Annotated in this window: 24 protein-coding genes and 3 pseudogenes; 14 read left to right on the top strand and 13 right to left on the bottom strand. The window is 70.3% G+C overall.

Translation table 11 applies throughout. The features are described 5' to 3' along the window. The first annotated feature begins 81 nt into the window (after positions 1-81). Positions 82-1,272 (top strand): PotD/PotF family extracellular solute-binding protein, encoded by a 1,191-nt coding sequence (locus OG246_RS41505; protein WP_266474565.1) that lies wholly within the window; start codon positions 82-84, stop codon positions 1,270-1,272. 127 nt (positions 1,273-1,399) lie between these two features. Next, positions 1,400-1,582, top strand: a pseudogene (locus OG246_RS41500) (VOC family protein); the annotation flags it as partial. Here OG246_RS41500 and OG246_RS41495 read toward each other — a convergent pair. Next, positions 1,534-2,481 (bottom strand): SDR family NAD(P)-dependent oxidoreductase, encoded by a 948-nt coding sequence (locus OG246_RS41495; RefSeq protein WP_266474564.1) that lies wholly within the window; start codon positions 2,479-2,481, stop codon positions 1,534-1,536. The pseudogene OG246_RS41500 and the gene OG246_RS41495 sit on opposite strands and share 49 nt — an antisense overlap. A 109-nt stretch (positions 2,482-2,590) precedes the next feature. Between OG246_RS41495 and OG246_RS41490 the strand changes: the two genes are divergently transcribed. Together OG246_RS41490 and OG246_RS41485 are read left to right on the top strand one after the other, a co-directional pair. Next, on the top strand, positions 2,591-3,256 hold the full coding sequence (locus tag OG246_RS41490) for a TetR/AcrR family transcriptional regulator (RefSeq protein ID WP_266474563.1): 666 nt from the start codon (positions 2,591-2,593) through the stop codon (positions 3,254-3,256). A 236-nt stretch (positions 3,257-3,492) separates the two neighbouring features. Next, positions 3,493-4,410: an endo-beta-N-acetylglucosaminidase H gene (locus OG246_RS41485; protein WP_323178374.1), complete on the top strand. Its 918-nt coding sequence runs from the start codon at positions 3,493-3,495 to the stop codon at positions 4,408-4,410. A gap of 247 nt (positions 4,411-4,657) precedes the next feature. Here the strand turns inward: OG246_RS41485 and OG246_RS41480 are convergent, their stop codons facing one another. The 3 genes and pseudogenes from OG246_RS41480 to OG246_RS41470 form a co-directional block, all read right to left on the bottom strand. After that, positions 4,658-5,347 (bottom strand): hypothetical protein, encoded by a 690-nt coding sequence (locus OG246_RS41480; RefSeq protein WP_266474560.1) that lies wholly within the window; start codon positions 5,345-5,347, stop codon positions 4,658-4,660. 199 nt (positions 5,348-5,546) lie between these two features. Beyond that, positions 5,547-6,194: an FMN reductase gene (locus tag OG246_RS41475; protein WP_266474558.1), complete on the bottom strand. Its 648-nt coding sequence runs from the start codon at positions 6,192-6,194 to the stop codon at positions 5,547-5,549. Next, positions 6,191-6,715: pseudogene (locus OG246_RS41470) on the bottom strand (LLM class flavin-dependent oxidoreductase); the annotation flags it as partial. The gene OG246_RS41475 and the pseudogene OG246_RS41470, both read right to left, overlap by 4 nt. On the opposite strand from OG246_RS41470, the pseudogene OG246_RS41465 reads away from it, so the two are divergent. Next, a pseudogene (locus OG246_RS41465) lies at positions 6,704-6,970 on the top strand (alkene reductase); the annotation flags it as partial. The pseudogenes OG246_RS41470 and OG246_RS41465 sit on opposite strands and share 12 nt — an antisense overlap. A gap of 154 nt (positions 6,971-7,124) precedes the next feature. On the opposite strand, the gene OG246_RS41460 reads toward OG246_RS41465, so the two are convergent. After that, positions 7,125-7,574: a MarR family winged helix-turn-helix transcriptional regulator gene (locus OG246_RS41460; RefSeq protein ID WP_266474557.1), complete on the bottom strand. Its 450-nt coding sequence runs from the start codon at positions 7,572-7,574 to the stop codon at positions 7,125-7,127. An 80-nt stretch (positions 7,575-7,654) separates the two neighbouring features. Here OG246_RS41460 and OG246_RS41455 point away from each other — a divergent pair, with 80 nt between their 5' ends. Together OG246_RS41455 and lpdA are read left to right on the top strand one after the other, a co-directional pair. Next, positions 7,655-8,722, top strand: a complete 1,068-nt coding sequence (locus tag OG246_RS41455) for an ABC transporter permease (RefSeq protein WP_266474554.1) — start codon at positions 7,655-7,657, stop codon at positions 8,720-8,722. Positions 8,723-8,858: 136 nt separating this feature from the next. Next, the gene (gene lpdA / locus OG246_RS41450) at positions 8,859-10,271 is read left to right on the top strand and encodes a dihydrolipoyl dehydrogenase (RefSeq protein ID WP_266475061.1); all 1,413 of its coding nucleotides are present in this window, start codon (positions 8,859-8,861) and stop codon (positions 10,269-10,271) included. A gap of 69 nt (positions 10,272-10,340) precedes the next feature. Here lpdA and OG246_RS41445 read toward each other — a convergent pair whose 3' ends face one another. From OG246_RS41445 to OG246_RS41420, 6 genes are all read right to left on the bottom strand, one after another. Continuing rightward, complete coding sequence (locus OG246_RS41445; protein WP_266474552.1) at positions 10,341-13,118, bottom strand: hypothetical protein; 2,778 nt, start codon at positions 13,116-13,118, stop codon at positions 10,341-10,343. Between the two features lie 230 nt (positions 13,119-13,348). After that, positions 13,349-13,867: an FMN-binding protein gene (locus tag OG246_RS41440; RefSeq protein WP_266474551.1), complete on the bottom strand. Its 519-nt coding sequence runs from the start codon at positions 13,865-13,867 to the stop codon at positions 13,349-13,351. Between the two features lie 44 nt (positions 13,868-13,911). Beyond that, positions 13,912-15,351 carry a ferredoxin reductase family protein gene (locus OG246_RS41435; RefSeq protein ID WP_266474549.1) on the bottom strand — a complete coding sequence of 480 codons (1,440 nt, stop codon included), beginning with the start codon at positions 15,349-15,351 and terminating at the stop codon, positions 13,912-13,914. Then, positions 15,348-16,166, bottom strand: coding sequence for an FAD:protein FMN transferase (locus OG246_RS41430; protein ID WP_266474548.1), 819 nt, complete (start codon positions 16,164-16,166; stop codon positions 15,348-15,350). Before OG246_RS41430 ends, OG246_RS41435 begins: the two co-directional genes overlap by 4 nt. Before the next feature lie 95 nt (positions 16,167-16,261). Next, positions 16,262-17,785 carry a cell wall metabolism sensor histidine kinase WalK gene (locus OG246_RS41425; RefSeq protein WP_266474547.1) on the bottom strand — a complete coding sequence of 508 codons (1,524 nt, stop codon included), beginning with the start codon at positions 17,783-17,785 and terminating at the stop codon, positions 16,262-16,264. Then, on the bottom strand, positions 17,782-18,534 hold the full coding sequence (locus OG246_RS41420) for a response regulator transcription factor (protein WP_323178373.1): 753 nt from the start codon (positions 18,532-18,534) through the stop codon (positions 17,782-17,784). The genes OG246_RS41425 and OG246_RS41420 overlap by 4 nt, the downstream gene beginning before the upstream one ends. 248 nt (positions 18,535-18,782) lie before the next feature. Here OG246_RS41420 and OG246_RS41415 point away from each other — a divergent pair, with 248 nt between their 5' ends. The 5 genes from OG246_RS41415 to OG246_RS41395 all read left to right on the top strand — a co-directional run bounded on the left by OG246_RS41415 (position 18,783) and on the right by OG246_RS41395 (position 23,023). Next, the gene (locus OG246_RS41415) at positions 18,783-20,807 is read left to right on the top strand and encodes a glycosyltransferase family 39 protein (RefSeq protein WP_266474543.1); all 2,025 of its coding nucleotides are present in this window, start codon (positions 18,783-18,785) and stop codon (positions 20,805-20,807) included. A 128-nt stretch (positions 20,808-20,935) separates the two neighbouring features. Continuing rightward, a complete protein-coding gene (locus OG246_RS41410) occupies positions 20,936-21,298 on the top strand; it encodes a Tat pathway signal sequence domain protein (RefSeq protein ID WP_266474542.1) in 363 nt (120 codons plus the stop codon). Continuing rightward, positions 21,295-21,924, top strand: coding sequence for a class F sortase (locus tag OG246_RS41405; protein ID WP_266474541.1), 630 nt, complete (start codon positions 21,295-21,297; stop codon positions 21,922-21,924). Before OG246_RS41410 ends, OG246_RS41405 begins: the two co-directional genes overlap by 4 nt. A 117-nt stretch (positions 21,925-22,041) precedes the next feature. Next, entirely contained in the window at positions 22,042-22,533 is a 492-nt protein-coding gene (locus OG246_RS41400) for an RNA polymerase sigma factor (protein WP_266474539.1), read from the top strand. Next, on the top strand, positions 22,517-23,023 hold the full coding sequence (locus OG246_RS41395) for a hypothetical protein (RefSeq protein WP_266474538.1): 507 nt from the start codon (positions 22,517-22,519) through the stop codon (positions 23,021-23,023). The genes OG246_RS41400 and OG246_RS41395 overlap by 17 nt, the downstream gene beginning before the upstream one ends. Here the strand turns inward: OG246_RS41395 and OG246_RS41390 are convergent, their stop codons facing one another. Further along, positions 23,024-23,719, bottom strand: coding sequence for an IclR family transcriptional regulator (locus tag OG246_RS41390; protein WP_266474536.1), 696 nt, complete (start codon positions 23,717-23,719; stop codon positions 23,024-23,026). Between the two features lie 129 nt (positions 23,720-23,848). Here OG246_RS41390 and OG246_RS41385 point away from each other — a divergent pair, with 129 nt between their 5' ends. Together OG246_RS41385 and OG246_RS41380 are read left to right on the top strand one after the other, a co-directional pair. Beyond that, a complete protein-coding gene (locus OG246_RS41385; RefSeq protein ID WP_266474535.1) occupies positions 23,849-24,499 on the top strand; it encodes a nitroreductase family protein in 651 nt (216 codons plus the stop codon). Between the two features lie 45 nt (positions 24,500-24,544). Beyond that, entirely contained in the window at positions 24,545-25,072 is a 528-nt protein-coding gene (locus OG246_RS41380; protein WP_266474534.1) for a hypothetical protein, read from the top strand. On the opposite strand, the gene OG246_RS41375 is transcribed toward OG246_RS41380, so the two are convergent. Then, the gene (locus OG246_RS41375) at positions 25,062-26,213 is read right to left on the bottom strand and encodes a serine hydrolase (protein ID WP_266474533.1); all 1,152 of its coding nucleotides are present in this window, start codon (positions 26,211-26,213) and stop codon (positions 25,062-25,064) included. The genes OG246_RS41380 and OG246_RS41375 overlap by 11 nt on opposite strands. Between the last annotated feature and the right edge of the window lie 59 nt (positions 26,214-26,272).

Genomic DNA, 26,272 nt, shown 5'->3' with positions numbered 1-26,272 from the left:
CGACAGGGTGTCGGGTCGGTGCGCGAGTGCTCGACGCAGCGTCCATTGTCCCGGTCGTGCCGGCGGCGGCATGCTGCTCGGGTGCCAGCGAATCGGAAGACCTCGTCCTTGTCCCGCCGGTCCCTGTTGCGTGCCGTGGGCGGTGGGGCGGCGCTGGGCGCCCTGGCGGGGTGCGGGGTGCCCGCCGCGTACGTGTCTCCGGGTGACCGGGCCGGTGCCGATCTCTCTGCCAGCGACAAGCGGCTGACCTGGGCGAACTGGCCGCTCTACATCGACACCGACGACGAGGACACCACGAAGCGGCCCACGCTGGACGCCTTCGAGAAGAGCACCGGGATCTCGGTCGACTACATCGAGGAGATCAACGACAACGACGAGTTCTTCGGCAAGATCAGCCCGTCGCTGATGAACCACCAGCAGACCGGCCGCGACCTGATCGTCATCAGTGACTGGATGTGCGCGCGGTTCGTCCGCCTCGGCTGGGTCCAGGAGATGGACCGGGCCAAGCAGCCGAACGTCACCAAGTACCTTGACCCGCTGCTGCGTTCGCCCGCCTTCGACCCCGGGCGCAAGTCCAGCGTGCCGTGGCAGTCGGGGATCACCGGCATCGCGTACAACCGCCGCAAGGTCGGCCGCGAGATCAGCCACGTCTCCGACCTGTGGGCGGACGACCTCAAGGGGCGGGTCACGCTGCTCTCCGGCCTGGACGAGGCGTTCGCGCTGCTGATGCAGGGCAACGGCGTCGACATCACCAAGTGGACGGCGGACGACTTTCACGAGGTCTGCGACCAGGTCGAGAAGTACGTGCACAGCGGCCAGATCCGCCGCTTCACCGGCAACGACTACATCAAGGACCTCTCCAGCGGTGACGTCCTGGCCTGTCAGGCGTACTCCGGCGACGTGATCCAGCTCCAGGCCGACGACCCCGACATCCAGTTCGTCGTCCCCGAAGAGGGCGCCGAACTCTGGGCCGAGTCTCTGATGATCCCCAACCTGGCCCGCCACAAGGCCAACGCGGAGAAGCTCGTCGACTACTACTACCAGCCGGAGGTGGCCGCCGAACTGGCCGCCTGGGTCAACTACGTCTGCCCCGTCCCCGCCGCCCAGGACATCCTCGCCTCTTCCAAGGACGAGGACACCGCCGCCCTCGCCGAGGACCCGCTGATCTTCCCGGACACCGCGATGCGCAAGCGGCTCGCGATCGCCCGCGACATCAAGTCCACGGAACGTACGGAGTTCGCGAAGCGGTGGAACGCGATCGCGGGGCTGTAGTGCGGGCGGGCTCGCCTGTTGTGACCAGGATTTTCAGTTGGCACCAAAGAGGGATAGTCGGCACCAAGATCGCTGCTGCTTCTCAGAGGTGACGGCGTATCACCTCAATGCAGGCTGCTCGGGCGGCCCCGAGGGCGTACGTCCTGGGATCTTCTTTCAGCAGGTATCCGAGGGCAGGACTGCCAACAACCGCCTGCGCCTGGACGTACGCGCCGCACCCGGCCCGCGCCGCGACGAGCCAGCGCCTCCCGCCGGTGCAAGCTACATCGTGGTGGCCGATCCGGAGGGAGCCGAGTTCTGCTTGGACTGAACGACGGGGAACTTCACCCCGGTGAGGTCTTCGGAGGCGGCCCACAGTCGCTGCTGGAGGGCTGCCTCGTACGACTGCGGGCTGGAGGTGACCAGCCGGGGGTGGCCCTTGATCTCGTTGCGTCCGCCGGGGCCGTAGTACTGGCCGCCGAGCGCGGCGGGGTCGGTGGCGGCGCGCAGGGTCGGCAGCGCGCCCATGGCCGGCGTTTGGGTGATCAGCGGCGCGAGCCAGGTGAGCGGAAGCCGGAGGGCCGCGGGGGTGTTGCGGGCGAGCTCGGTGCTGGAGATGCCGGGGTGCGCGGCCAACGCGACGGTGGTGCCGTGCGTGGCGAGCCGGCGCTGCAGCTCGTACGTGAACATCAGGTTGGCCAGCTTGGACTGACCATAGGCGGCGACCCGGCTGTACGACCGCTCCCACTGCAGGTCGTCGAAGTGGATCGCGGCCCGGATGCGGTGGCCGGTGCTGCTGACCGTCACCACGCGCGAGCCGGGCACCGGCAGCATCAGGTCCAGCAGCAGCCCGGTGAGCGCGAAGTGGCCGAGGTGGTTGGTGCCGAACTGCATCTCGAAGCCGTCTCGGGTGGTCTGCTTCGGGGTGTACATCACGCCGGCGTTGTTGATCAGCAGGTCGATCCGGTCGAGCCGGGATCGCAGCGCCGCCGCCGCGGTCCGGACGGAGTCGAGCGAGGTCAGGTCCAGCGCCTGCACGGTCACGTCGCCGGTCATGCGGGCCGCGGCCTGCTCGCCCTTCTCGACGTTGCGCACGGCGAGCACCACGGACGCCCCGCGCTCGGCGAGCGCCTTGGCGGTCTCGTACCCCAGTCCGGTGTTGGCTCCGGTCACCACGGCCACCCGCCCGCGCTGGTCCGGAATATTCGCCGTCGTCCACTTCTCGTTCATGTCAGGCTCCCGACTGTCTAACGTACCGAAGGTATCTTGTGTTGGCGACGTTAAAGTACTTTCGGTACGTTGTCAACGTACCGCAGGTACGTAAGTTAGGCTGGTGATCGTGACTTTCCAGCGGGCGCGAACCGAAGAGCAGCGGGAGATCCGCCGACGGGCGATCCTCGACGGGGCGTCGGCGATGCTCGACGAGATGCCTGTGGCCGCGGTCACCCTGAACGAGCTCAGCCGCCGGGTAGGCCTGGCGAAGCCGAACGTGCTGCGCTACTTCGAGTCCCGCGAGGCGGTGCTGCTGGAACTGCTGGACCGCTTCCTGCAGGAGTGGCTGACGGAACTGGCGGGCGAGCTGGCCGCCGGCGTCGACGAAGATCTGCCCATGGCCGAGCGGGCGGCAGCGGTGGCCGAGGTCCTCAGCCGCTCACTCTCCGGCCGAGTGGTGCTGTGCGACCTCTTCGGCGCACAGGGCAGCGTCCTGGAACACAACGTCTCCGTCGAGGTCGTAGCACGCTACAAGCGCGCCTCCCTTGACCGCCTGACAACCATGAGCGCCCTGATCCAGAAGTACCTGCCGGAGCTGGGCGAGAACGCGACACTGTTCAGCCTGCAAACCGTGGTCATGGCCGGCGCGCTGTCGGCGTACAGCACACCCCCGCCCAGCCTGCAGGCGGCCTACCGGGCCGAACCCGACCTGGCCCGCTTCCACTTGGAGCTGAAGGACTCCTTGAAGCTGGCCCTGACCGCGACCCTCCTGGGCGTGCTACCCCGCCGCTGACCACTTGCTCCAGTGCTGCGGATCCGCGGCGTGCATGCCTGGTTCGTCCGCGCCGGCGTAGCGTTCCAGTAACTCCCTTGCCCGGATTCAGAGTTGCGACGCGACGTACTTGGGAGTCGTGAAGAGTTCTCGCATGGTTCTGGGGATTCGGTCACGGGAACGGAAAGATCGGGGGGCTCACTCGGTGCTCGCGAACAGGTCGGGCGCCGCTCCATGCGATGGGAGACCGATCGACGATGTTCACTCCGATACGGAGCAGAGTACGGACGGCCGCGCTCGCGCTCTCGGCCGTCATGGCCCTCGCCTTCGGCGCGACCGCCACGACCGGCGCGGCAGCGGCACCCGCTGCCGCGAAACAAGGACCGACCTCGGTGGCGTACGTCGAGGTGAACAACAACAGCATGCTGAACGTCGGCAAGTACACCCTCAGCAACGGCGGCGGCAACGTCTTCGACGTCGCCGTGATCTTCGCCGCGAACATCAACTACAACACGAGCACGAAGGCCGCGACCCTGTACTTCAACGAGAACGTGCAACGCGTCCTCGACAACGCCGCCACGCAGATACGGCCGTTGCAGCAGAAGGGCATCAAGGTCGTCCTCTCGGTGCTCGGCAACCACCAGGGCGCGGGCTTCGCCAACTTCCCGTCCCAGCAAGCGGCTTCGACGTTCGCGAAACAACTGTCGGACACCGTGGCCAAGTACGGCCTCGACGGCATCGACTTCGACGACGAGTACGCCGAGTACGGCAACAACGGCACCGGCCAGCCCAACGCCAGCTCGTTCGTGTACCTGGTGTCGGCACTGCGCGCCAACATGCCGGGCAAGATCATCAGCCTCTACAACATCGGACCCTCCGCGTCGCGCCTGTCCTACGGCGGCGTCGACATCACGTCCAAGTTCGACTACGCCTGGAACCCGTACTACGGCACCTGGCAGGTCCCCGGCATCGCACTGCCCAAGTCGAAGCTGTCGCCGGCGGCCGTCCAGATCGGCGGGACCTCGCAGAGCACGGCCGCCAGCCTCGCCCGCCGCACGGTCAGTGAGGGGTACGGCGTCTATCTGACGTACAACCTCGACGGCGCCAATCGCAGCGCTGATGTCTCCGCGTTCACCAGGGAGCTGTACGGCAGTGACGCCCGCTACACGCCGTAGGCCGGCCACGCTCCCCGGCGTCCGATGCCCCCTCGGGGCTTGCTGCATCCCGTAGCACCGCGCCGCGTGCAGGCCACGCTTTCGACAACGATGTCGGAGGCGTGGCCTGCACAGGTGCCGTGACCTGCGCTGTACCAAAGTGCCAACTATCTCTCTGATTCTGTGCTTCCGGCCGCTGAAGCCAGTTGGCATCAGCGCAGGTCACGAACATCGCCCGATGCCAACTGGCAATCTTCGTCGCACCTGTTCACAGGTCTGTGGGACGCCTTGCGCAGTAGGTCGGACCGCCCAGCCCGGCGATGTCCAGGAATGATTCCTCCGACACCTGAATGTCGTCCGCACGTGGGCAGTTGCCGTACAGGTCCAGGTCGCCGACGATCTTGAGGTCGGGCAACTTCTCCCCTTCGCAGGGGACTTCCTCGTACTGGTCGACCGGGCCCTCGGTCCAAAGGCAGTCACCGACGCGGATCTCCATACCGCCTCCGCCCGCGTCGCCGGGGTGCGGGGCCTTGAGGTTGCGTACGCAGGCGTAACCCACACCGGTCACGTACTGGGCGTAGTCGCGTGAGCCGGCGAGTTCCGGTCCGCTCGCGTCGCTGATGCCCAGCACGTCGTCCGTGGGGTCGGGGCAGTCGATGTAGGTGTCCTGGGTCGTCTTCTCCTTGGCGCGCTTGATGACCTTGCCGACGGCGTCGGAGTCGTCGCAGGCCATCTCCTCGGCCCGACCCGGCGCGTTGTCCGTCACCCATCCGTAGCAGTCGCCCTTGGCCATCAGCACGGTGTCGCTGTCGCTGTACGGCGACTCGGGCGGACTGCTCGACGGGGCCCCGGTCTCGGTCTCGATCCCGGTCGCGGCCGGGGTCGACACGGCGGGCGGCGCCGACGATCCACCTGCTCCGTCGCCGCCGTCCGAGCAGCCGCCGGCGGACACCAGCACGCCCAATAAGACGGCAGCTCGTATCCCGCGCCCGTACCGCATATCAAGGCCCCCCTGCCTAGGCGTTGCGGCCAGCATGGGACGTCCGCACCGGTCCCGCAAGCCCCCGCACTCCACCCCGGAACCACTCAACTCCCTTTGTGTGTAGGGGCATTGAGGTCACGGATCGCCACCGTGCCATGGGCCGGGGCCGACGGCGTCAGACGGGTCGCAGTGCGGCCAGTTGCTGTGCGAACGGTACGACGGCGGTGTCGTCGGGCGTTCGGGCGGCAGGGCCTGCCTGGTGGCGCAGCAGGCCGGCCAGTTCGCCGGCCGCGCGGTCGATCCGGCGGGGGAGGGTGTCGGTGAGGGGGTCGCCGTTGCCGCCCCAGTCCTCGGAGGCCGCGTACACGGCTGTGGGTACGACGACCGCGCGCAGGTAGGCGAGGAGCGGACGCAGTGCGTGATCGAGGGCGAGCGAGTGGCGGGCCGTGCCGCCGGTGGCCGCGGCCAGGACGGGCTTGCCCGTGAGGGCGTCGTTGTCGATGACGTCGAAGAACGACTTGAAGAGTCCGCTGTACGAGGCCGAGAAGACCGGCGTCACGGCGATCAGACCGTCCGCCGAGGTGACCGCCTCGATGGCCTGCGCCAGGGGAGCCGAGGGGAAGCCGGTGACCAGGTTGTTGGCGATGTCGGCTGCCAGGTCGCGCAGTTCGACGATCTGGACCTCGACGTCCCGCCCCGCGTCGGCCAGTTGCCCGCGAGTGGCCTCGGTGAGGCGGTCGGCCAGCAGGCGGGTTGACGAGGGCACGCTCAGGCCGGCCGACACGACCGCGAGGCGCAGTGGCTGAACCGTGTCTCCGTTCACTTCGCCACCTCCTCGGAGCGCGCGGCGAGCAGGGACGCGTGGGTGGGGGCCTCCGCGACATCGCTGGGCCGTACGGAGGCGAACTCCTTGCGCAGCGTGGGGAGGACCTCCTCGCCGAGCAGGTCGAGCTGTTCCAGGACGGTCTTCAGCGGCAGCCCTGCCATGTCGATGTTGAACAACTGGCGCTGGTAGTCGCCGAGGTGCTCGCGGAAGGACAGCGTCTTGTCGATGACCTCCTGCGGGCTGCCGACGGTGAGAGAGGTCTGCGCCATGTACTGCTCCATCGACGGGCCGCCGCCGTAGACAGGGGAGTTGTCGAAGTAGGGGCGGTACTCGCGCACCGCGTCCTGGGAGTTCTTGCGCACGAAGACATGGCCGCCCGCTCCGACTATGGCCTGCGCCTGGGTGCCGTGGCCGTAGTGGGCGTAGCGCTCGCGGTAGAGGTTGATCAGCTCGGTGAAGTGGTTCATGGGCCCGAAGAGGTTGTTCACGAAGAAGCCGTCGCCGTAGTACGCGGCCTGACCCTCCAGCTGCGCAAGCAGTGGCAGGGTGCGTTCATCCTGAACCCCTTCACCCACCTGAACCCCACCGGCCTGGACGCGCTGAGCCTGGTCGAGGACGGCATCACTGACGCGGTGGCGTTCGGCGCGCTCTTCATCGCCAACCCGGACCTGCCGCAGCGGCTCCAGCAGGGCGGCCCGTTCGCCAAGCCCGACCCCGCGACCTTCTACGGCGGCGACGAGCGCGGTTACACCGACTACCCGACTCTGGGCTAGCCGGTCGCGCACCGGGCCGGGAGTGCGATCCGGGCCGTTCGGTGCCATGACCTGAAGGCTTCGAGGCGGTACGGCCAGGATGTTGCCGTACCGCCTCGGGCCGCCGTACGGGGCGGTACGGGAGGCTGCCCTTGTCCTCAGGTCCGCAGACCCCTCATGGCGTGTTGTCGTCCAGGGCTGAGGGATTCAGCGACGCCAGCAGCTTCAGCAGTACTGAGTGCGCCAACTCCTGCTCCGTCGGCGTCAGCACCTGAAGGGCTTCGGCGTGGGTGGTGCCCACCGCTTCTCCGGCCTCCGCCGCGAGCCGCTGTCCGGCCTCCGTGGCGTGCAGTCGCTGCGTGCGTCTGTCGCCGGGGGCGGTCCGGCGCTCGAGCAGCCCCCGCTCGACCAGTCCGTTGACCGCGGTTCCCATGGACTGCGGGGTGATCGCCGCCCTGCGTGCCGCGGTCGCACTGGAGACACCTGGATCGAGGATGGCCTGCATCAGGGCGCTGTTCTGGGCGAGGGTCAGCTGGAACGGGCGCAGGGTGCGCTCGATCCGGGCCGCCATGATCTGGCCGATCTGCCAGGCCACATAGCCGGTGCGCCGGTCGGGATGGTTCACGTGCTGGACCTCTTTTGTAAGGCACCTGATTATGCTGTACGAATATTATCAGTTGCCTTCTAATCTAGGAACCTGCTCCGATGTCTCAGCAAGTCGCCTCCCGGGCCGCCCGACAGCCGCACAAGCACGCCCTGGACGTGGCCCATCCGCCTCCCGGCCCCGGAAATCTGCGTGCCGTCCTGCTCCCCGTGGCGGTCGTCCTGCTGATCGGCACCGTGTTCGTCAGCGTCTACCTCGCCGCTTTCCATGCGCCGCGCCCCCATCGGCTCCACGTGGGCACGACGGAGATCGGTACGCAGCAGGAGCACCTGCGCCAGGACCTCGCGCGCGTCGTCCCGGGCGGCTTCACCCTGGAGACCTACCCCGACGAATCCACCGCCCGGCAAGCCGTCCAGGACAGGTCCGTGTACGCGGCCTACCTCGGCGCGGGCAAGCTGCTCTACGGCAGCGCCAACGGAGCCGCCGTCACCGCGACCGTGACCACCGCCTTCGGCTCCGCGGCTCACGCGGAGCACCATGAACTCTCGGTCGAGGACGTGGCCCCGGCCGCGGCGGGGGACACCCGGGGTCTCTCCGTCTTCTACGCCGCCTTCGGTCTGGTGCTGGCCGGATACCTCTTCGGCATGACGACGTACCAGCTCGCTCCCCGGCTCCAGTACCGCTGGCGCATGGCCAGCCTGGCCCTGTTCGGAGTCGTCGGCGGAGTCCTGGTCACCGCCATCGCCGGAAGCGTCGGCTTCGGTGCGCTGCCCGGCCCGTTCCTGCCGCTCGCCGTCGTCGTCGCGCTGATGGGCGCCGCGGTCGCCGCCACGACCATGGTGCTGCTGCGGCTGTTCGGCTCCGCGGGCGTCAGTCTCGCCTCGATACTCCTGCTGATCCTCGGCAACAGCAGCAGCGGCGGGATCATGCCGGCGGCCTACCTTCCCGCCTGGCTGCGCCCGCTGTCCGAGATCCTGCCCGTCGGGGTGGGCGTCCGCGCGATGCAGGGGCTGTCCCGCTTCCAGGACGACGGCTTGGTCCGCGCCCTGGTGATCCTCCCGGTGTGGGTGCTCGGCGCCGCCCTGGTGCTCTATCTGAAGGATGTGTTCCGGCGCGGGGCTCCGGCCGGGGCGCGGAAGCGGGAAGTGCCGCAACCCGCGGCGAGCTGACGAGCCGCCTTCGACGACGGTCGGCAAGATCCACAAGAAGCGGTTGCGGGAGCCCGTCCGGCGCACGGATGATCCCGTTGAGGCCGGTTAGGCGTACGTGATGCCCGAGGCCGCCCAGTTGAGAAGGGAACTCTCCATGGTCGAGCAGGACGAACGATTCGATGTCGTGGTCCTCGGAGCCGGCCCCGGCGGCTACGTCGCCGCCGTCCGCGCCGCCCAGCTGGGCAAACGTGTCGCCGTCGTCGAGGAGAAGTACTGGGGCGGTGTCTGCCTGAACGTGGGCTGCATCCCCACCAAGGCCCTGCTGCGCAACGCCGAGCTGGCGCACATCTTCACCCGCGAGGCGAAGACCTTCGGCATCAAGGTCGACGGGGAGGTCTCCTTCGACTACGGCGAGGCGTTCCGCCGTAGCCGCCGGGTCGCGGACGGCCGGGTCAAGGGCGTCCACTATCTGATGAAGAAGAACAAGATCGCGGAGATCGACGGCCGCGGCACGTTCCTCGACCCGCACACGCTCCAGGTGGCCGGATACGACGGCGAGACCCGCACGATCGGGTTCGAGCACTGCATCATCGCCACCGGCGCCACCCCGAAACTGCTGCCCGGCACCCGCCGCACCTCGCGCGTGGTGACGTACGAGGAGCAGATCCTCGCCGACGATCTGCCGCAGTCGATCGTCATCGCGGGCGCCGGCGCCATCGGCATCGAGTTCGCCTACGTACTGCACAACTACGGCGTGAAGGTCACGATCGTCGAGTTCCTGGACCGCGTCGCCCCACTGGAAGACGCCGAGGTCTCCGCCGAACTGGCCAAGCAGTACCGCAAGTTGGGCATCGACGTGCTGACCTCCACCCGCGTCGAGTCCATCGACGAGTCCGGGCCGCAGGTCCGCGTCACCGTCACCGGCAAGGACGGCGCCCAGCAGGTCCTGGAGACCGACAAGGTGCTCCAGGCGATCGGCTTCGCGCCGAACGTCACCGGGTACGGCCTGGAGAAGACCGGCGTGACCGTCACCGAGCGCGGCGCGATCGACGTCGACGGCCGCTGCCGTACCTCTGTCCCGCACATCTACGCCATCGGCGACGTCACCGCCAAGCTGATGCTCGCGCACGCCGCCGAGTCGATGGGCGTGATCGCCGCCGAGACCCTCTCCGACGCGGAGACCATGGAGCTGGACTACGCGATGATCCCGCGCGCCACCTACTGCCAGCCGCAGATCGCCAGCTTCGGCTACACCGAGGCCCAGGCCCGCGAGCGGGGCTACGACGTCAAGGTGGCGAAGTTCCCGTTCACCGCGAACGGCAAGTCGCACGGCCTCGGCGACACCACCGGCTTCGTGAAGCTGATCAGCGACGCGAAGTACGGCGAGCTCATCGGCGGCCACCTCATCGGCCCCGACGTCACCGAGCTGCTGCCCGAACTGACCCTGGCCCAGCAGTGGGACCTGACCGTTCACGAGGTCGCCCGCAACGTGCACGCCCACCCGACGCTGGGCGAGGCGGTGAAGGAGGCGGTGCACGGCCTGGCCGGACACATGATCAACATGTGAGGCCGAATCGCAGTCGGGAACACGTCGAGGGCATGGACCACCAGGTCCATGCCCCCGACGCACGGTGACTTACGACCCGTCCACCACCGTGCCCGTCAGCACAGGGTGGCCGGGAAGCGGCTCGAGGTCGTAGTCGGTCAGCGCGAGGCGCACCGACTCGGCCGGCTCGGTCAGCTGGTCCTTCACCGTCGGCACGATGAAGTCGACGCTGGTGGACCCGGCCGGGATGTTCATCCACGCCCACACGTTCGCCTGGGAGAGGGCGCGCTCCGGGTCGGGGAGCTCACCGGCGTAGTCCAACAGCCACTGCGGGTCCACGTCCTTGGTGGACAGCTCGGCGCCCTCGGTGACCGGAAGGACACGGACCGGCTGCCAGATGTCCGCATCGGCGGGCTCGGACAGGGAGATCCGCCAGGTCAGCGTGTCTCCCTCGGCCCCCTGGTCCTTGACCGGAGTGAGGGAGACCTCGGGCTCGGGGTCGTCGTTCAGGGCGGTGACCCCGCCCCGGTACGAGCCGATTACGGCGCCGCGCACTGCCTTCGCGATGACGTCGTACTGCTCGTCGTAGCCGAAGCGCGTGTCGCCCTTCACCTCCACGGGCACGTCGATGGGAGTGCTGCCGGGCCGTACCGTGACCAGCTTGTCCGTGGCCTCACCGGTGTCCGGGTCGAGGACGGAGAAGCGGACCTTGCCGCTGCCGTGCCCGGAGACCTGGACCGGGACGTGGTAGGTGATCGTGCCCGAGTCGCCCTCCTTGGCGGTGAGCCGGCCGATGTCGACGCGCGGCAGCGCCGGTGCCTTGACCGCCGGGGTGCCGGGGGCCCAGCCCCAGGCGTCCATCAGCCAGGCCTGTCCGGACGGTGAACGCGGAGTCAGTTCAAGGGACTTGACGTGCTTGAGGTCGAGTCCCGCGCGGGTGGCCGCAGTCAGCGGGACACGCACCTCGCGTGCCCAGTAGGAGGCGGTGCGCACGCTGCCCGGCAGCCCGTCGACCTTGACCTGGCCGAGCTTGGCACGGTGGCCGGAGGAGTCGGTGACGGTCACGTCCAGCTTGGTGCCGGTCGAGTTCGGCGGCACGAACACCCGCAGCGCGAGGCTCTTGGCGCCGGAGAGGGAGACCGGAGCGGGAGGGGCGACCTTGGTCGCCGCGCCCGGCGCCGACCACTTCAGCGCGACCGCGCTGCGGCCGGCCTCCTTCTCCTTCCACCACCAAGCGAAGTGCGGCGACGAACCCTCGGTCTCCGGGTCCAGGCAGGCCACGGCAGGGTCGGGGTCGATCGCCGAGCACAGCCTGCCGCCGGTCACCTTGACCGGGGCGTCGGGCAGGAAGCCGCCGGTGCGGCGGGCGCCCACCGCGTGGGTCAGCACGCGGGCCGGGTCGGCGGAGGGGGCGCGCTTGCCCGTGCCGTCGAGCAGCGGGCGTACCCGGTCGTCGCCGGCGATGTACAGCCGGGCCGCGGCGGCGATGTAGGTGGCGCCCGCCTGGTGCTGCTGGTCGGCGGTCAGCCGGGTCGGGGCGCCCGTGGAGCACACCGGGTCGGGCTGCTCCTCCGAGTCCTCCCAGAAGTCGTCCCAGGAGGGTGCCGCGGACTGACCGGGCGTCCACTCGGTGTTGAAGAAGTTGTGGTTGGCGCCGACCACGTAGACGGCGCTGTGCAGGGCGGTGCCCTTGCTGACCCCGCGCGTTCCGTCGACGTACACCTCGCCCTGGAGGTCGGAGACGTCGCCGTCGCAGCCGGGCAGGATCGTCGTGGACGGCACGTCGGCGACCGGGTTCTGGCCGAAGATCGTCGGTCCGATGAGGACGGTCCCGCGGATCTTCCAGCGCACCGGGCCCTTGTAGCCGTCCTGCGCGGCGGGCGGCGGGTACAGGCTGTCCATGGCTGCCCGGTTGACGCCCTCGCCGCCGCGCGAGTGGCCGACGAGCAGGACGCGGGACAGGTCGGCCCTGGCCGCGTCGGGCACGGTCGCCGGGGCGGTGCCCGGGTGGGCGGCCCAGCCTGCCCACTTGGCGAGGTGCTGCCGTACCAGCGAGGAGCGTGCCTGCGCACCGGCGTCCTCGGCGTCCGCGTCCTGGCCGTTGATGCCGTTCGCCGAGATCGACACCGTCACGTAGCCCTGGGAGGCCAGCAGCTTCTGGTCCTTCAGATAGCCCTTGTGGCTGGGGATCGGCTGGGTGTCGGCAGAGCAGGGCCAGTCAATGGTTATGTCGTTCTCGGTGCCGCCCGGCTTGAAGCAGGTGGGGTGGCGGCCGTGCAGGAACAGTGCGAGGGGTCGCTTGCCGGTGGCGCCCTTGGGCGCGACGACGACGGCCTGCATCTCGACCGGCTGGGGGAAGCCGGGCAGCTTCACCGGGTCGAGGTCGTACTCACCGGTGACGGTGCCGTACGAGCCCGGCTTGCCCGGGTCCACCGAGTTCGCCGGGAGTCGGGCCGGGGGCTGCACAGCGGCCAGGGAGTTCTTCGGCTTCTTGCTCGTGCTGTCGGCTGACGCGTCCAACCGGCGTCCGCCTGCCAGGACTTGGAGGTCCTTGAGCTCAGTGGCCTGGTTGAGGGCGAGCCGGAACGTGCGGCCGTCCTTGGCCTGCTTCGGTACGCCGAGCAGCCGGCCGTCCGCGTGGAACTCGACCCGGGCGTCGCCCACGGGCACGGCCCTGTCCGACCGCCAGACCAACTCACGCGCGACGCCCTCCCCGGCGACGCGCCAGCCAGGCGGCAGCTCGCTGTCGGCGTTCGCCGTCAACGGCTTCGGCTGGGACGGCTGTTGGGCCTGGGCCAGTCCCGGTAAGCCCGCCATGGCCGCGAGCACGGCCACGGCGGTGACACCTATTCGCCGGGTTCGGTTCAAGAGGTCCCCTCCTCACACTTCGAGCACGGGCGTCCCATCGGTACCGGGAGCCCCTCACGCCTCGAAGGAAGCGAAACGGGGCCTGTGGGTTGCCTGTGCCGGGGAAGTGTGGGCGCGCGGGGCAGGGTTCGGGTCAGCGGGGACCGCCCGCGCGGGGCAGGAATCGGGCCACCGGGGATCGCCCGCGCGGGGCACGAATCGAGTCACCGGGAACCGCCTGCGCGAGGGTCTCATTCGAATCCGCCGCCACCTCCGAATCCGCCGCCGTGCCCGTGCTCCTCGGATTCGGTGGGCGCGGTGGTCGGTGCGGTGGAGCCGTCGGCGGCTGTGAAACCGGCCTTGTCGAGGGCGGATTGGAGGGAGGCGGCGTAGCTCTGGCTGGTGATGGTCGCGCCGCTGACCGAGTCGATCGCGGCGCTCTGCTTGGTCAGTGCGCTCTCCCGCAGGGTCGGCACGGCGCCGTTGCTGATCTGCACGGACTGCGGTTCATTGCCGGGGATCTGGAGCGGCTCGACGTCCGTGATCTTCCCGGCCTCGATGGTGACCCGAACCTGGGTGTTGCCGAACTGGGTGCTGATGGCGGCGCCGGTGGCGGTGGTGGTGGAGCCGCTCTTCGAGACGGTCGCGTCCTGACTCGCCGTCGACGAAGAGGATGACGCGACGGTCGGGGTGACCTCGCGGGGCTCGAACATCAGCACGCCTGTGGTGCCGATGACGGTCGTGACCAGAATGATCGGGGCGCGTCGCATGGGGTTCTCCAGGGGTGGTCGAGGGGCCCCGGTCTGTCACCGGGTCAGAACGCGAAGTCCTCGTGGTGGATGTGGCGGGCGGGCACCCCGGCGTCGCGGGCGGCGGCGATGACCGTACGGGTGAACTCGTCGGGGCCGCAGACGAAGACGTCCCGGCCCGCGATGTCGGGGACGAGGGTGTGCAGGGACGGTGCGTCCAGCCGGACGGTCTCCCGCGGTCCGGTCAACGCGTGCAGCCGGCCCCGGCGTTTGCCCACCAGACGCTCGAACTCGTCCAGGTGGGCGATGTCTTCGGAGCGCCTGCCGCGCAGCAGGACGACGACGTGGGTGTCCCGGGGCAGGTCGTCGAGGAGGGCGCGGATGGGAGTCGTACCCACACCCGCGCCGACGAGCAGGACGTTTCGGGACTGCCTCGCGTCAGCGGTGAAAACGCCGTAGGGGCCCTCGAACGCCACCCTGGTGCCCGGGGCGAGCCGGGACAGGGCGGTGCTGTGGTCGCCCAACTCCTTGACCGTGATGCGGAGATGACCCGCCTCGGGGGCGGCCGACAGCGAGTAGGGGTGAGCCTGCCACCACAGCTCACGGCGCAGGAAGCGCCACATCATGAACTGTCCGCCGGCCGTGGGCAGCCGCTCCAGATGCCGCCCGCTGAGCACGATGGACCAGGTGTCCGGCCCCGCGGAGGACACCTTGGCGACGCGCAGGTCGTGCCGGACCGATCGCCACAGCGGGAGCCCCACCCGGAAGACGAGCACGACGGTCAGAGCACCCACCCACAACGAGGTCCACCAGGCGGTGGCCAGGGAGTGCCCCACGAACGGTGCACCGGTGTCGACCTGGTGGACGAACGAGAGGCCCAGACCCAGGTACGTGTAGAGGTGGACGGCCCACCAGGTCTCGTACTTCATCCGGCTCCGTGCCCGCCGGTAGGAGGTGACCCCGGCGGCCAGCAGCAGGGCGCTGCCGACGGTCGCCGACAGGATGCCCGAGTAGGTCCACAGCAGTTGGCCGATCTCCGCCAGGATCCCCGTCTTCGCGGCGCGCGCGTATCCGACGGTGATCAGCACGGCGTGGGCAAGGAGCAGGTACAGACCCCAGGGAGCGATGCGCCGGTGCCAGACGATCAACCGGTCCTGGCCCAGGGCGCGTTCCAGCGGAGGGATGCGTGCCGAGAGCAGCACCGTGATGACCATCGCGTATCCGCTGAGCATCCCGGTGACGCGGCCGAGTGCGGTGGCGACACCGCCCGGAGCATGCAGCGCGCTGACGGTCTGGGCGCCGATCCCCAGCGCGAGTGAGATGCCGAGGCCGAGACCGGTGGCCGCGGCCAGCGCGTCCACGACGAGCGGGCGGCGCCGGGCGGGCAGCCTGCGGCGTACCCGCCCGGTGCGCCGCGACGACGGAGGAACGGAGGGCGGGGGCCAGTCGCGCGGGCGGACGGGAGGCTTGGGAGGGGGCTGCTGGGAGAGGTGGGGCGCGGTCATCGTGGCTCCTCCGCACGATCGGCCAGGGGGAAGCCCGGAGTGAGAAGCACGCGTTCGTCGTCCAGGACCGTCATGGCCTCGTATCCGTCGAGGGTCAGCGTCCAGTCGGCGGCCTTGCGTCCCATCGCGAAGGCGGCGGTCGCGTACGCGTCCGCGGTGCCCAGGTCGGGGCCGCAGACGGTGACGGACAACAACCCCGTGGGATGACTGCGGGTGTGCGGGTCGACGATGTGCCGGCCGCGCTCGTACGTGCCCGAGGTCGCCACCGCGAGGCTCCCCGCGTGCACCACCCCGGCCAGGGCGCGGCGGTCGCCGGGGTGCTGGATCCCGATCCGCCAGGGCAGACCGCCCTGCCGGCTGCCCCGGCTCACGACGTCGCCGCCGGCCGTCAGACAGAAGTCGGTGAGGTCCCGGGCCTCCAACGCGTCCGCGGCCCGCTGCACCGACCAGCCCTTCACCAGGGCGGACGGATCCAGGGACCCGGTCGCCCATGCGTCGAAGTACCCGGCTGTGTCCAGGCGGAGTTCCTCGCACCTCTCGAGCACCCACGCCACCTCGGCGCTCGCGTGACCGGGCGTCAACTCGCCGCGGACGATCCGGGAGATGGCACTGTCCGGCCGGTAGGTGCTGAAGAGGGCGTCGACTTCATGGAGCCAGCGCACCACGCTGCGCGTAGCCGATACGGCCTCCTTCCTGGCGCAGTTGCGCAGGTCGATGGAGACCACGGTGCCCATGACGTGCTCCACGTGGACATGCCGGGCACGCAGGTCTTGCTGAGGAGCGGTGCGGTGGTGGCCGCCTTGAAGGCTGCTCATGGGGCTCCTTGCTGACGGTGGTCTGGGCTCACCTTCCCGAGCGGACCTCTCAGTTCCCTCTCAGGTCAGGGCGGATACCGGTTCTCCGGCCGGTTTTAAAGGGGAATCTCAGGCAGCAGCACGGTGAACACCGTCGAACCCGGTGTGCTCTCGAAGGTCAGCGTGCCCTCGTGGGCCGCCACGACCGCCGCCGCGATGGACAGGCCGAGACCGGCTCCGGCACCGCCGGTCCCAGTGCCGGTCCCGGTCCCGGGGTGACGGCGGTCGGCGCGGGTGAAGCGCTCGAAGAGCGTCTGCCGGAGCTCGGGTGGAACTCCGGGGCCGTCGTCCGTGACGGACAAGAGGCACCGGCCCGACTCGCGTTGCGCCAGGCGGACCGTCACCAGGGTGCCGACGGGGGTGTGCAGGCGGGCGTTGGCCAGCAGATTCGTCAGTACCTGCGCCAGGCGGTGGGAGTCTCCGGTGACGGTGACCGGCGTCTCGGGCAGGTCCAGGGCCCAGCTGTGGCCGGGGCTCGCCGCTCGGGCGTCGTCCGTGCAGTCGATGACCAGGCGGGTCACGTCGACCGGTTCACGCTGCAGGGGGCGGCCGGCGTCGAGGCGGGCGAGCAGCAGCAGGTCGTCGACCATGGCAGTCATACGTGCCGCTTCGGCGGCCACGCGGTCGAGGGCCCGCTCGACCTTGTCGGGGACCGGGCCGGGGTGGCGCAGGGCGAGTTCGGCGTGGCCGCGGATCGAAGCGACCGGAGTGCGCAGTTCGTGGCTGGCGTCGGCGGCGAAACTGCGCAGCCGCTCCTCACTGGTGTGGCGCTTGGCCAGGGCCTCCTGGACGTGGCCGAGCATGCGGTCGAGGGCGGCGGCCACCTGGCCGGCCTCGCTGTGCGGGTCGCCTGCGGCTGTCGGACCCGGCAGGGTGACCGCGCCGCTGTCCAGGTTCAGGGTGGCGACGGCAGCCGCGGTGTCCGTCACCCGGCGAAGAGGGCGCAGTGAGCGGCGTACCCACAGGGCACCGGTGAATCCGGTGATCACCAACGCTCCGCCGAAGACCACGGCGGAGACGAGGGTCAGGCGATGCACCGTCTCCTGGAGCGGCACCAGCGGCAGGCCGCTGACCAGGATGTCGTCGTCCTTTCCCACGCAGGCGTAGACGCGGTAGTCGCCGAGGGCCGAGAAGGTGACGGTGTGTGCGCTGCCGTCGGTCGGGACGGCGTTGAGAGTCGCTTCGTCGGCCGCGTCGAGGGTGACGGCGGTGCGCCGGTCGGTCTGGACGACGGCGGCCTCACTGATCTTCGCGTCGGTCAGTCGTGCGCCGAAGGTGCCGATCGCCTGCCCACGTGTGTCGGCGCGACTGTCGGCTTCCGTGTCTCCGTGCTCGTCGTCGTCCGCGACCGTCTCCTGCCCGGTGTCCGCGGGTTGCTGCAGCGAGGAGGGGAACAGGCAGCCGGAGTCGGCGAGTTGATGGTCGATCTGGCTGGTGAGGTAACTGCGCAGGGCGAACACGCTCGTCAGACCGACGGTGGCGCAGCTCAGTGCGAGCAGGGCGACCAGGCCCCAGGTGAGCTTGGCGCGCAGGGTGCGGGGGCGCAGCCGGTCCAGCCGGGAGCGCTTCGCCGGGTTCATGAGGTGGTGGGTTTGAGGACGTAGCCGACGCCGCGCACGGTATGGATCATGGGCGGCCGGCCGGCGTCCACCTTCTTCCGCAGATACGAGATGTACAGCTCGACGACGTGTGCGTGGTGGCCGTAGTCGTAGGACCAGATCCGCTCGAGGATCAGCGTCTTGCTGAGCACCTGGCGCGGATGGTGCATCAGCAGCCGCAGCAGCGCGTACTCGGTGGGGGACAGGGCGATGACCTCACCGTCCCGGGTGACCTCGTGGGCGTCCTCGTCGAGTACCAGACCGCCGACGGTCAGCGCGGTCTCTCCCGCGCTCCGGCGGGCCATTCCCGCCCGCCGCAGCAGTCCGTGCAGTCGGGCGGTGACCTCGTCCAGGCTGAACGGCTTGGTGACGTAGTCGTCGCCGCCCGCCCGGATCCCGGCGACCCGGTCCTCGACCGCGTCCCGCGCGGTGAGGAACAGCACGCAGACCAGGGGGAGTTCGGCACGGATCTCGCGCAGCACCGTGAAACCGTCGGCGTCCGGGAGCATCACGTCGAGGATCACCGCGTCCGGCCGGAACTCGGCCGTGGCCCGCACCGCCGACGCCCGGTCCGCGGCGGAGCGTGCGTCGTAGCCCTCGTAGGCCAGCGCGCCGCACAGCACCTCGGTGAGGTCCGGCTCGTCGTCGACCACGAGCACCCGGACACGGGTGCCGTCGGGGCGGACCAGCGGCGGCGCCGTGGAGGCGGGGTCGGCAGGGTTTGGGGTCACCGTGACATCACACCGCCCGATTGTGAGATTCACCTGAGATGTAGATGCCCGGGGCGTGAGGCGCGGAGCCGCCGGAGACGCGCTCTCCCTACTGGTCAGCAGTACTCCACGGTCTTGGAAGGGCGTGCCCGGGCAACTCGCCCCGGTCCGAGCGCTGAGAGCGGGCTGAGAGGTCCCCCGTGCAGGGTGACAGCGGTCTTCCCCAGGCTTCGGCCACAGCCCTTGCGCGATCATCCACAAGGAGAGACATGACCACGCTCAACCCCTCTGTCCTTGAGGGACCGTTGCCACCTCAGACGGCCGGGGAGGCCGACCGCGCGGCCGGTCCCGCATGGGAACGGCCCGCCTTCTGGGCACTGTTGACCATCACGGCGGTGGCCTTCCTCTGGAATCTGGGCGCATCGGGCTTCGCGAACGAGTTCTACGCGGCGGCCGCTCAAGCGGGCGGCGAGAGCTGGAAGGCCGCCTTCTTCGGGGCATCGGACGCGGGGAACTCCATCACCGTCGACAAGCCACCGGTCGCGTTGTGGCCCATGGACGTCTCCGTGCGCCTCTTCGGACTCGGGTCCTGGCAGATCCTCGTGCCCGAGGCGCTGATGGGTGTCGCCACCGTCGGTGTGCTGTACGCGGCCGTGCGGCGACTGTACGGACCGGCCGCCGGACTGCTGGCCGGCGCGCTGCTGGCCCTGACTCCGGTCGCGGCACTGATGTTCCGCTTCAACAATCCCGACGCGCTGCTGACCCTGCTCATGGTGTGCGCGCTGTACTGCTTCCAGCGCGCTCTGGAGGGGCACCGGGCCGTCCGCTGGATGGTGCTCACCGGGGTCTGCTTCGGACTCGGCTTCCTGGTCAAGACCCTGCAGGCGTGGCTGATCCTGCCGGCTCTGACGCTGGTCTACCTGGTCTGCGCGGCACTTCCGCTGACCAGGCGGATCGGCCATGTCCTGCTGGCCGGGGCCGCGATCGTGGTCAGCAGCGGATGGTGGGTGGCCCTCGTCGAACTGTGGCCCGCCGACTCCCGCCCGTACGTGGGCGGTTCCACCGACAACAGCTTTCTCGAGCTGACCCTCGGCTACAACGGGCTGGGGCGCATCACCGGTGACGAGGGCAACAAAGGCGGTGGAGGCGGCTCCACGTCGGGCAGCGTCCCCGGCGGGAGCGGAGGGGGAGGTGTCGGCAACGGAGGCGAGGCCGGCGGTATCACCCGCATGTTCGACAGTGCGCTCGGCAGCCAGATCTCCTGGCTGCTGCCCGCGGCACTGATCCTTCTGGTGGCCGCGCTGGTGGTCACCCGCAGGGCCGCCAGGACCGACCTGCACCGTGCGGCTTTCCTGGCCTGGGGCGGCGCCCTGGCATGCACCGCGGTGATCTTCAGCTTCATGTCCGGGACCTTCCACGAGTACTACACCATCGCGCTGGCTCCCTACATCGCCGCCCTTGTCGCCATGGGCACGGTCCTCCTCCGGCGCCTTCGGGGCCGCGCCGCGGCGGCGGCCTTGGCGGTGACGGTCGCGGCGACGGCGGGGTGGGCGTTCGTTCTGCTCGGACGGGCGGACGGCTGGTCCTCCCAACTGCGCTGGCCGGTGCTCGTCGTAGGAGTGCTGGCGGCAGCCGGGATGTCGCTCGCGCGGCTCCTTCCGCGGCGCCTGGCTCTCGGCGCGACGGCGCTCGCACTGGCAGCCGTACTGGCCGGACCCGCCTCCTACACGTGGGCCACGGTCACCACGCCGCACACCGGTCAGACCCCTCTCGCCGGCCCCGCCTCGGTGTCCGACGCACAGGGACACGGCGGGCCCACCGGAGGAACCCAGAACGGCCGGCAGGGCGGGACCGGCACCGCGTCCGCACCCTCCGCACAGGACGCCGCACAAGCCGGCACGACGAAGGGCGGCAACAGCAAGCTCGGAAGCACCGACGCGGTCACACCCCAACTGCGAGCCCTGCTGGTCAAGGACGCCGAGGCATACACCTGGGTCGCCGCGACCGTCGCCTCCGACAACCAGACCTGGCTGCAACTCGCCACCGGCGAACCGGTCATGCCCATCGGCGGCTTCAGCGGTGGAGACCCGTCGCCGACCTTGGCCCGGTTCAAGCAGTACGTCGCCGACGGGAAGATCCACTACTTCGTGGCCCAGGGCGACCAGGAGGGCGGCTTCGCGCGTGACGGCGCCGACACCACCGGATCGCAGATCTCCTCCTGGGTGACAACTACCTTCACCCCGCAGACCGTTGGCTCGACAACGGTGTACGACCTCACCGCCGCCACGAGCTGACCGCTTCTCGTCCGCCCGGCTTTGCCATCTCTTTACAACGTGATCCGCCGCTGCATCGTCTCTCCTCCCGATCCGTAACCCAGCCCGCAGGGCAAGAGCGCGGGCGGACCGACGAAAGAGAGCGATTCATGCGCCGAACTGTCCTCAGCGCCCTGGCACTCGGGTGCACCGCCGTGCTGGCGAGCGCGATGCCCGCGTTCGCCGACGGGGCGTCCCCGAGCCCGGTCCCCACCCGCGTGTCCGAGAGCGCGTCCCCGTCCCAGGCTCCGAGTGCGGAGCCGACCAGGGCTCCGAGCGCTGAACCGACCACGGCGCCCGCCCCGGGCGAGGTCTCCCGGGTACCGGAGGGAGCGCCCGACACCGGTGTGGCGCCGGCCTCGGCGCAGTCCGGAACCGACGGTGCGCTGATCGGCGGGGGAGCGGCCGCGGTGTTCGCCGCGGGCGGCGTGGCGTTCTATGTCGTACGGCGCCGGCGGGCGACCGGGGCATGACCTCGCCCTCCAGGCGCGCCTTCACCACCGCGGCGGTGGCCTCGCTGCTCGTGAGCTGCGGGGGCGGCGGTGGCGGCGGGCAGGCCGGGGGACAGCCCGCTACCGCACGCCCCGGCACGAGCACGCCACCGTCCTCGGGGCCCTCCGCGAAGGCGACGCACGCTCTCGCGCGGTCGGTCCCGGTCAGGCTGCAGATCCCGGCCATCGAGGTCGACACCCCGGTCATGCGGCTGGGCCTGGCCTCGGACGGCACCGTGCAGGTCCCCCCGATCACGGCACACGACCAGGCGGGCTGGTACCGGCACTCGCCGACGCCGGGCCAGACCGGCCCGTCGGTGATCCTCGGCCATGTCACGGTCGGCGCCTACGGGGACGGGGTCTTCCGTCACCTCGCGGGGCTGCACCGGGGCGACAGGATCGTGGCGCGCCTGGAGAACGGCACGGAGGCGGTGTTCGGCGTCACCTCCGTACGGACGGTCGCCAAGGCGGACTTCCCGACGGACGACGTCTACGGCGACGTGGGCCGCCCGGAGCTGCGGCTCGTCACCTGCGGTGGGACGCTCACCGACGACGGCTACCCCGACAACGTGATCGTCTTCGCCGCGCTGAGCGAGGCCGCCCCCTGACCCGCCACACGTAACCCCCAATCCGACACCGGGATCCTGGGCCGATGGAACGTACGCCGACGGCCTGGGATCCTTCCCCACGGTGCCGTACGGGTGCCACCACGACCATGGAGAACGTTGAAACGGTCCCGCGAGAGGGCAGCGTCCGAGCTGTTCGCCGCCCTCTACCCGCGCCTCGCCGGCTGGTGCCGTCGACTGGTCGACGACGACGAGACGGCCCACGAGATCGCCTCCGAGGCGTTCACCAGGCTCTGGGCCCGCTGGACGTCGGTGGAGGAGCCCCGCGGTTTCCTCTACGTCACCGCGGCCAACCTCGTCCGGGACCACTGGCGCAAGATCGAGCGCGAACGAAAAGCCGTGCACCGTGCGACGGTCGAAGCCGCCGTCCGCCCGGAGACCGAACAGGCGGACCCGTCGGTACGACTGCTCGTGCAGTCCCTGCCGGAACGACTGCGCGTCCCGATCCTGCTGCACTACTACGCTGACATGCCGATCCGGGAGGTATCCGTGCTGACCGGGCGCAAGGAAGGAACCATCAAGGCCGACCTCCACGCGGCCCGAGAACTGCTTCGTGCCCATCTGAGGAGAAGCCTTGATCACACACTCTGACCAGGGTCCGGACTTCGACCCCGACGACCCGCTCGCCGTCATCCTGCGGCCCGCCTCCGACTACCTCGGCCCACCCCCCGGCCGCTACGAGGCGATCCGCCGCGGCGCCGCCCGCCGCCGGCTGCTCCGCGCCGCGGCCGGGGTCGGTCTGTCGTGCGCCGTCGCCGCCATCGTCACGCTGCCCATCGTCCTGGCGACGCCCGAGGTGCCGGTCTCCCCGACGGTGCCTCTCGCTCCGCCCCCCGCGAGCAGTCCTCCGGCCACGACTTCTCCTACGCCCACGACCGTTCCTTCGACCGCGCCCACCCCCTCGGCGACCCCCGGGCCCGTCGACTCCCGCCCCACCGAAGGTTCCCGGACAGGCAGCTCCCGCTCCCCGAGCAGCACACAAGCCCCCAGCGCGGCCTCTGCGACCCCGACTTTGCAACCCGCCGAGGTGTCGACGGTTCCGAGCACGGGCGACGCCACACGGGCGGCTTCGCAGGGCTGACTACGGTCGCGCCGTCGCACGCGGTGGCGCGTCGAGAGCCCGGCCGATGGCGGCCGCTGCCTCGCGTACGGCGGGGGCGAGCCGGAGCCGCGGGGTGCCGGTTCCGGTGGTCACCGTGACGGCGGCGACCGTGAGGCCGGCGCGTGACACCGGGGCGGCCAGGGAGAGTTCACCGAGCCGGTACTCCTCGTGGCCCTCGGCCAGGCCGGTCTCGCGGATTCGGGTCAGCTGGGCGCCGAGGGCGCCTGGTGCGGTCAGGGTGTACGGGGTGTGGCGTATGGCAGTGGCAGGTCGGCCGTGCCCGTGTGCCAGCAGGATCTTTCCCGCCGCCGTCGCGTGCAGCGGCAGCCGTTCGCCGGTCACCAGGCACAGAGCGGTGCCGTCCGCCGGGACAGCGACGTCCGCGTGGCCGCCCGTACGGGCCGTCAGCGCGCGCAGCGCCGGAAGCGCCGCGTCGAGGAGCCCGCGCGGACAGGGGGCCGCGGCGCCCAGCGCCCGGATGCGCGTACCGAGTCGGTACGAGCCGTCGGTGGCGCGCTCCAGGCCGCCCCAGGCGACCAGTTCGCGGACCATGCGCAGCGCGGTCGGCAGCGGCAGCCCGGTGCGGCGGGCGATGTCGGTCAGCCGCAGGGTGTCCGGCGCGCCCTCGAACGCGTCCAGCACCGAGAAGACCCGCCCCGCGACGCTCTCACCCACGACGTTCACTCATGGCCGCGTACCGCCTTTCGTTCGTCATGTCTCGGTCGTCCGGCCTTGATCCTCACGCTTTTACTCAGTGAAAGCGGTGCGTTGCCGGTTCACCTCGCCGCCCGCGATGGTCAACACATGACTCTCGACCTCTCTTCCGACGAGCTGCTCTCCACCACCCGCGCGGTACGCCACCGCCTCGACCTCACTCGCCCGGTGCCTCGTCAACTCCTCGAAGAATGCGTGGACTTGGCCGTCCAGGCGCCCACCGGACGCAACCGTCAGCGCTGGCATTTCGTGATCGTCACTGACGAGGAGCGGCGGGCCGAGCTCGCCGAGGTGTGGCGCGCGGGTGTGGCCACGCCCGGCGTCTCCGACCCTGTCCCGACCCGCGACGTACGGCGGGCCAATGTCGTCCCGGGGGTCATGGACCGTGTCTTCTCCGGCGCGACGCATCTCTACGAGCACCTCCACGAGGTCCCGGCACTCGTGATCCCCTGCGTCGAGGGCCGCACGGACGACGCGCCGGTCGTCCGCCAGGCCGGCACCTGGGGCTCGATACTCCCGGCCGTGTGGAGCTTCATGCTGGCGGCCCGCGCCCGTGGCCTCGGCACCTGCTGGACGACCGGCAACCTCGTCCACGAGAAGGAGGCCGCCCGCATCCTCGGCATCCCCTACGGCGAGGTCATGCAGGCCGCCCTCATCCCGGTCGCGTACACCCTCGGCACCGGCTTCCGCCCGGCCCGCCGGGTGCCGCGTGAGGAGGTGCTGCACTGGGACGCGTGGTGAGGGGGCAGTTTTGAACGTGTTCAACTCGGGGCGTACGCTGCTGCCATGAGTGACAGAGCCGCCCTTCTGAAGGGCATCCGCGCGTGGTTGGTCCTCTTCGTCGTCTGCCTGGTGCTCAGCGGCGCCACGGCCTTTCCCCTGGTGCACGAACTGCGCTGGACCGAGGACGTGTTGAGGGCGCTGTCCGTGCCCGAGCACCTGCCCGCCCTGATGGACTGGATCGAGCGGGTGCGCCAGGGACTCGAAGCCACCGACGCGGAGTACCCCTTCGTGCTGTACGGCACGGACTGGCTGGCGTTCGCGCATCTGGTCATCGCGGTCGCCTTCTACGGGCCCTACCGCGATCCCGTGCGCAACATCTGGGTCATCGAGTTCGGCATGATCGCCTGCGCCGGGATCATCCCGCTCGCGCTGATCTGCGGGCCGATCCGCGGAATCCCCTTCTGGTGGACCGTCATCGACATGTCCTTCGGGGTGTTCGGGATCATCCCGCTGTACGTCGTACGGCAGAGGATCAAGCGGCTGGAGGCGCTCACCCCGGCGCCCCCGGCCGCGGCGGCCGTCACAGCGTGAACGTCGCCCGTACGATGCGCTCGGCGACCGGATTCATGCCCTGGCCCTTCGCATCGGTCGAGTTGACGGAGTAGACGAGGGTCCGGGACAGGTCGCGGGTGGCGCCGATGAACGTGTTGTAGCCCCAGCGGCCGCCCGTCTTCAGCCACAACTCCGTGCCGTCCGAGGTGACATACCGCTCGAGACCCGCGCTCATCGTGGCGTCCGGCACGCCCGCCGGAACCGTGAACATCTCCTTCAACTGCCGCTGCGGCACCACCTGTCCACGGAAGAGCGCCTTCAGGAACCGCTCCAGATCCGCCGTCGTGGAGATCATGGCCCCTGCCGCCCCGGCGTCCGTGGCACCCCACACGGTGACATCGCGCAACTCCGTCGTCCCGTCCGCGCGCTCCACGGCCTGATAGCCGTGATTGTGCGGCCCCCTGATCTCCGGGTCGGTGCCCGGGAGGTACGTGTTCCGCATCCCCAGCGGGCCGAAGATCCGGCCGGCTGCCTCCTGCTCGTACGAGTGCCCGGTGACCCGCTCGATCAGCACCTCGAGGACGGTGTAGCCGATGTTGAGGTAGTGCTGCGCGGTGCCCGGCGTGAACTCGGGCTTCTTCGCGGTGGCCGAGGCGACCATCTCGCGGGCCGTGTGGATGTCGAAGCGGTGCGCGTACACCTCCTCGAAGGTGTCGCCCGGGAAGTCGGGGGCCGGAATTCCGCTGGTGTGGTTGAGGAGTTGGCGCACGGTGACCTTCTTGTACGCCGCCGGGATCAGGTCCGGCAGATAGTGCCGGGCGGGCCGGCCGAGGTCCACGTTTCCCTCCGCCACGAGCTGGAGCACAACCGCCGCCGTGACCACCTTCGTCGTCGAACCGGCTCGGAACAGCCCGTTCGGGTCCGCCGCCCGGCCGCTTTCGAGATCGTGCACCCCGGCGCTCCCGCGCCAGCTCCCGTCGGTGCCGCCGACCCGTACGAGCGCGGCCGTCGCGTCGGAGTCGGGCAGCCCGGCGAGCGCGGCGGTCAGGGCAGCCGCGTCCGGGCCGTTGGTGGACGGAGCGACCACGGGTGAGGACGCTAAGGCGGGGGTGGCCAGCGGGCCCGCCGCCAGGCCCAGGACGAGGGCGGCGGTGACGGCGGTGACGGTGCGTGTGCGCATGGGCTGCTCCTGGTGGCCGGGGGTGTTTGCGATCATCCTGCGGCCGTACGCGCCCACAC

It is taken from the genome of Streptomyces sp. NBC_00620 (assembly GCF_026341825.1).
In the GTDB taxonomy this organism is placed as follows: Bacteria; Actinomycetota; Actinomycetes; order Streptomycetales; family Streptomycetaceae; genus Streptomyces.
Note: the sequence above shows the minus strand (reverse complement) of the source record. Positions and strands in the feature narration are given on the sequence as shown.

Coding starts and splice junctions, on each gene's coding strand:
- OG246_RS41495 (WP_266474564.1), bottom strand. CDS start 2,481: ATGAACGAGAAGTGGACGACGGCGAATATTCCGGACCAGCGCGGGCGG.
- OG246_RS41485 (WP_323178374.1), top strand. CDS start 3,493: ATGTTCACTCCGATACGGAGCAGAGTACGGACGGCCGCGCTCGCGCTC.
- OG246_RS41455 (WP_266474554.1), top strand. CDS start 7,655: ATGTCTCAGCAAGTCGCCTCCCGGGCCGCCCGACAGCCGCACAAGCAC.
- lpdA (WP_266475061.1), top strand. CDS start 8,859: ATGGTCGAGCAGGACGAACGATTCGATGTCGTGGTCCTCGGAGCCGGC.
- OG246_RS41440 (WP_266474551.1), bottom strand. CDS start 13,867: ATGCGACGCGCCCCGATCATTCTGGTCACGACCGTCATCGGCACCACA.
- OG246_RS41435 (WP_266474549.1), bottom strand. CDS start 15,351: ATGACCGCGCCCCACCTCTCCCAGCAGCCCCCTCCCAAGCCTCCCGTC.
- OG246_RS41430 (WP_266474548.1), bottom strand. CDS start 16,166: ATGAGCAGCCTTCAAGGCGGCCACCACCGCACCGCTCCTCAGCAAGAC.
- OG246_RS41425 (WP_266474547.1), bottom strand. CDS start 17,785: ATGAACCCGGCGAAGCGCTCCCGGCTGGACCGGCTGCGCCCCCGCACC.
- OG246_RS41415 (WP_266474543.1), top strand. CDS start 18,783: ATGACCACGCTCAACCCCTCTGTCCTTGAGGGACCGTTGCCACCTCAG.
- OG246_RS41410 (WP_266474542.1), top strand. CDS start 20,936: ATGCGCCGAACTGTCCTCAGCGCCCTGGCACTCGGGTGCACCGCCGTG.
- OG246_RS41405 (WP_266474541.1), top strand. CDS start 21,295: ATGACCTCGCCCTCCAGGCGCGCCTTCACCACCGCGGCGGTGGCCTCG.
- OG246_RS41385 (WP_266474535.1), top strand. CDS start 23,849: ATGACTCTCGACCTCTCTTCCGACGAGCTGCTCTCCACCACCCGCGCG.
- OG246_RS41380 (WP_266474534.1), top strand. CDS start 24,545: ATGAGTGACAGAGCCGCCCTTCTGAAGGGCATCCGCGCGTGGTTGGTC.
- OG246_RS41375 (WP_266474533.1), bottom strand. CDS start 26,213: ATGCGCACACGCACCGTCACCGCCGTCACCGCCGCCCTCGTCCTGGGC.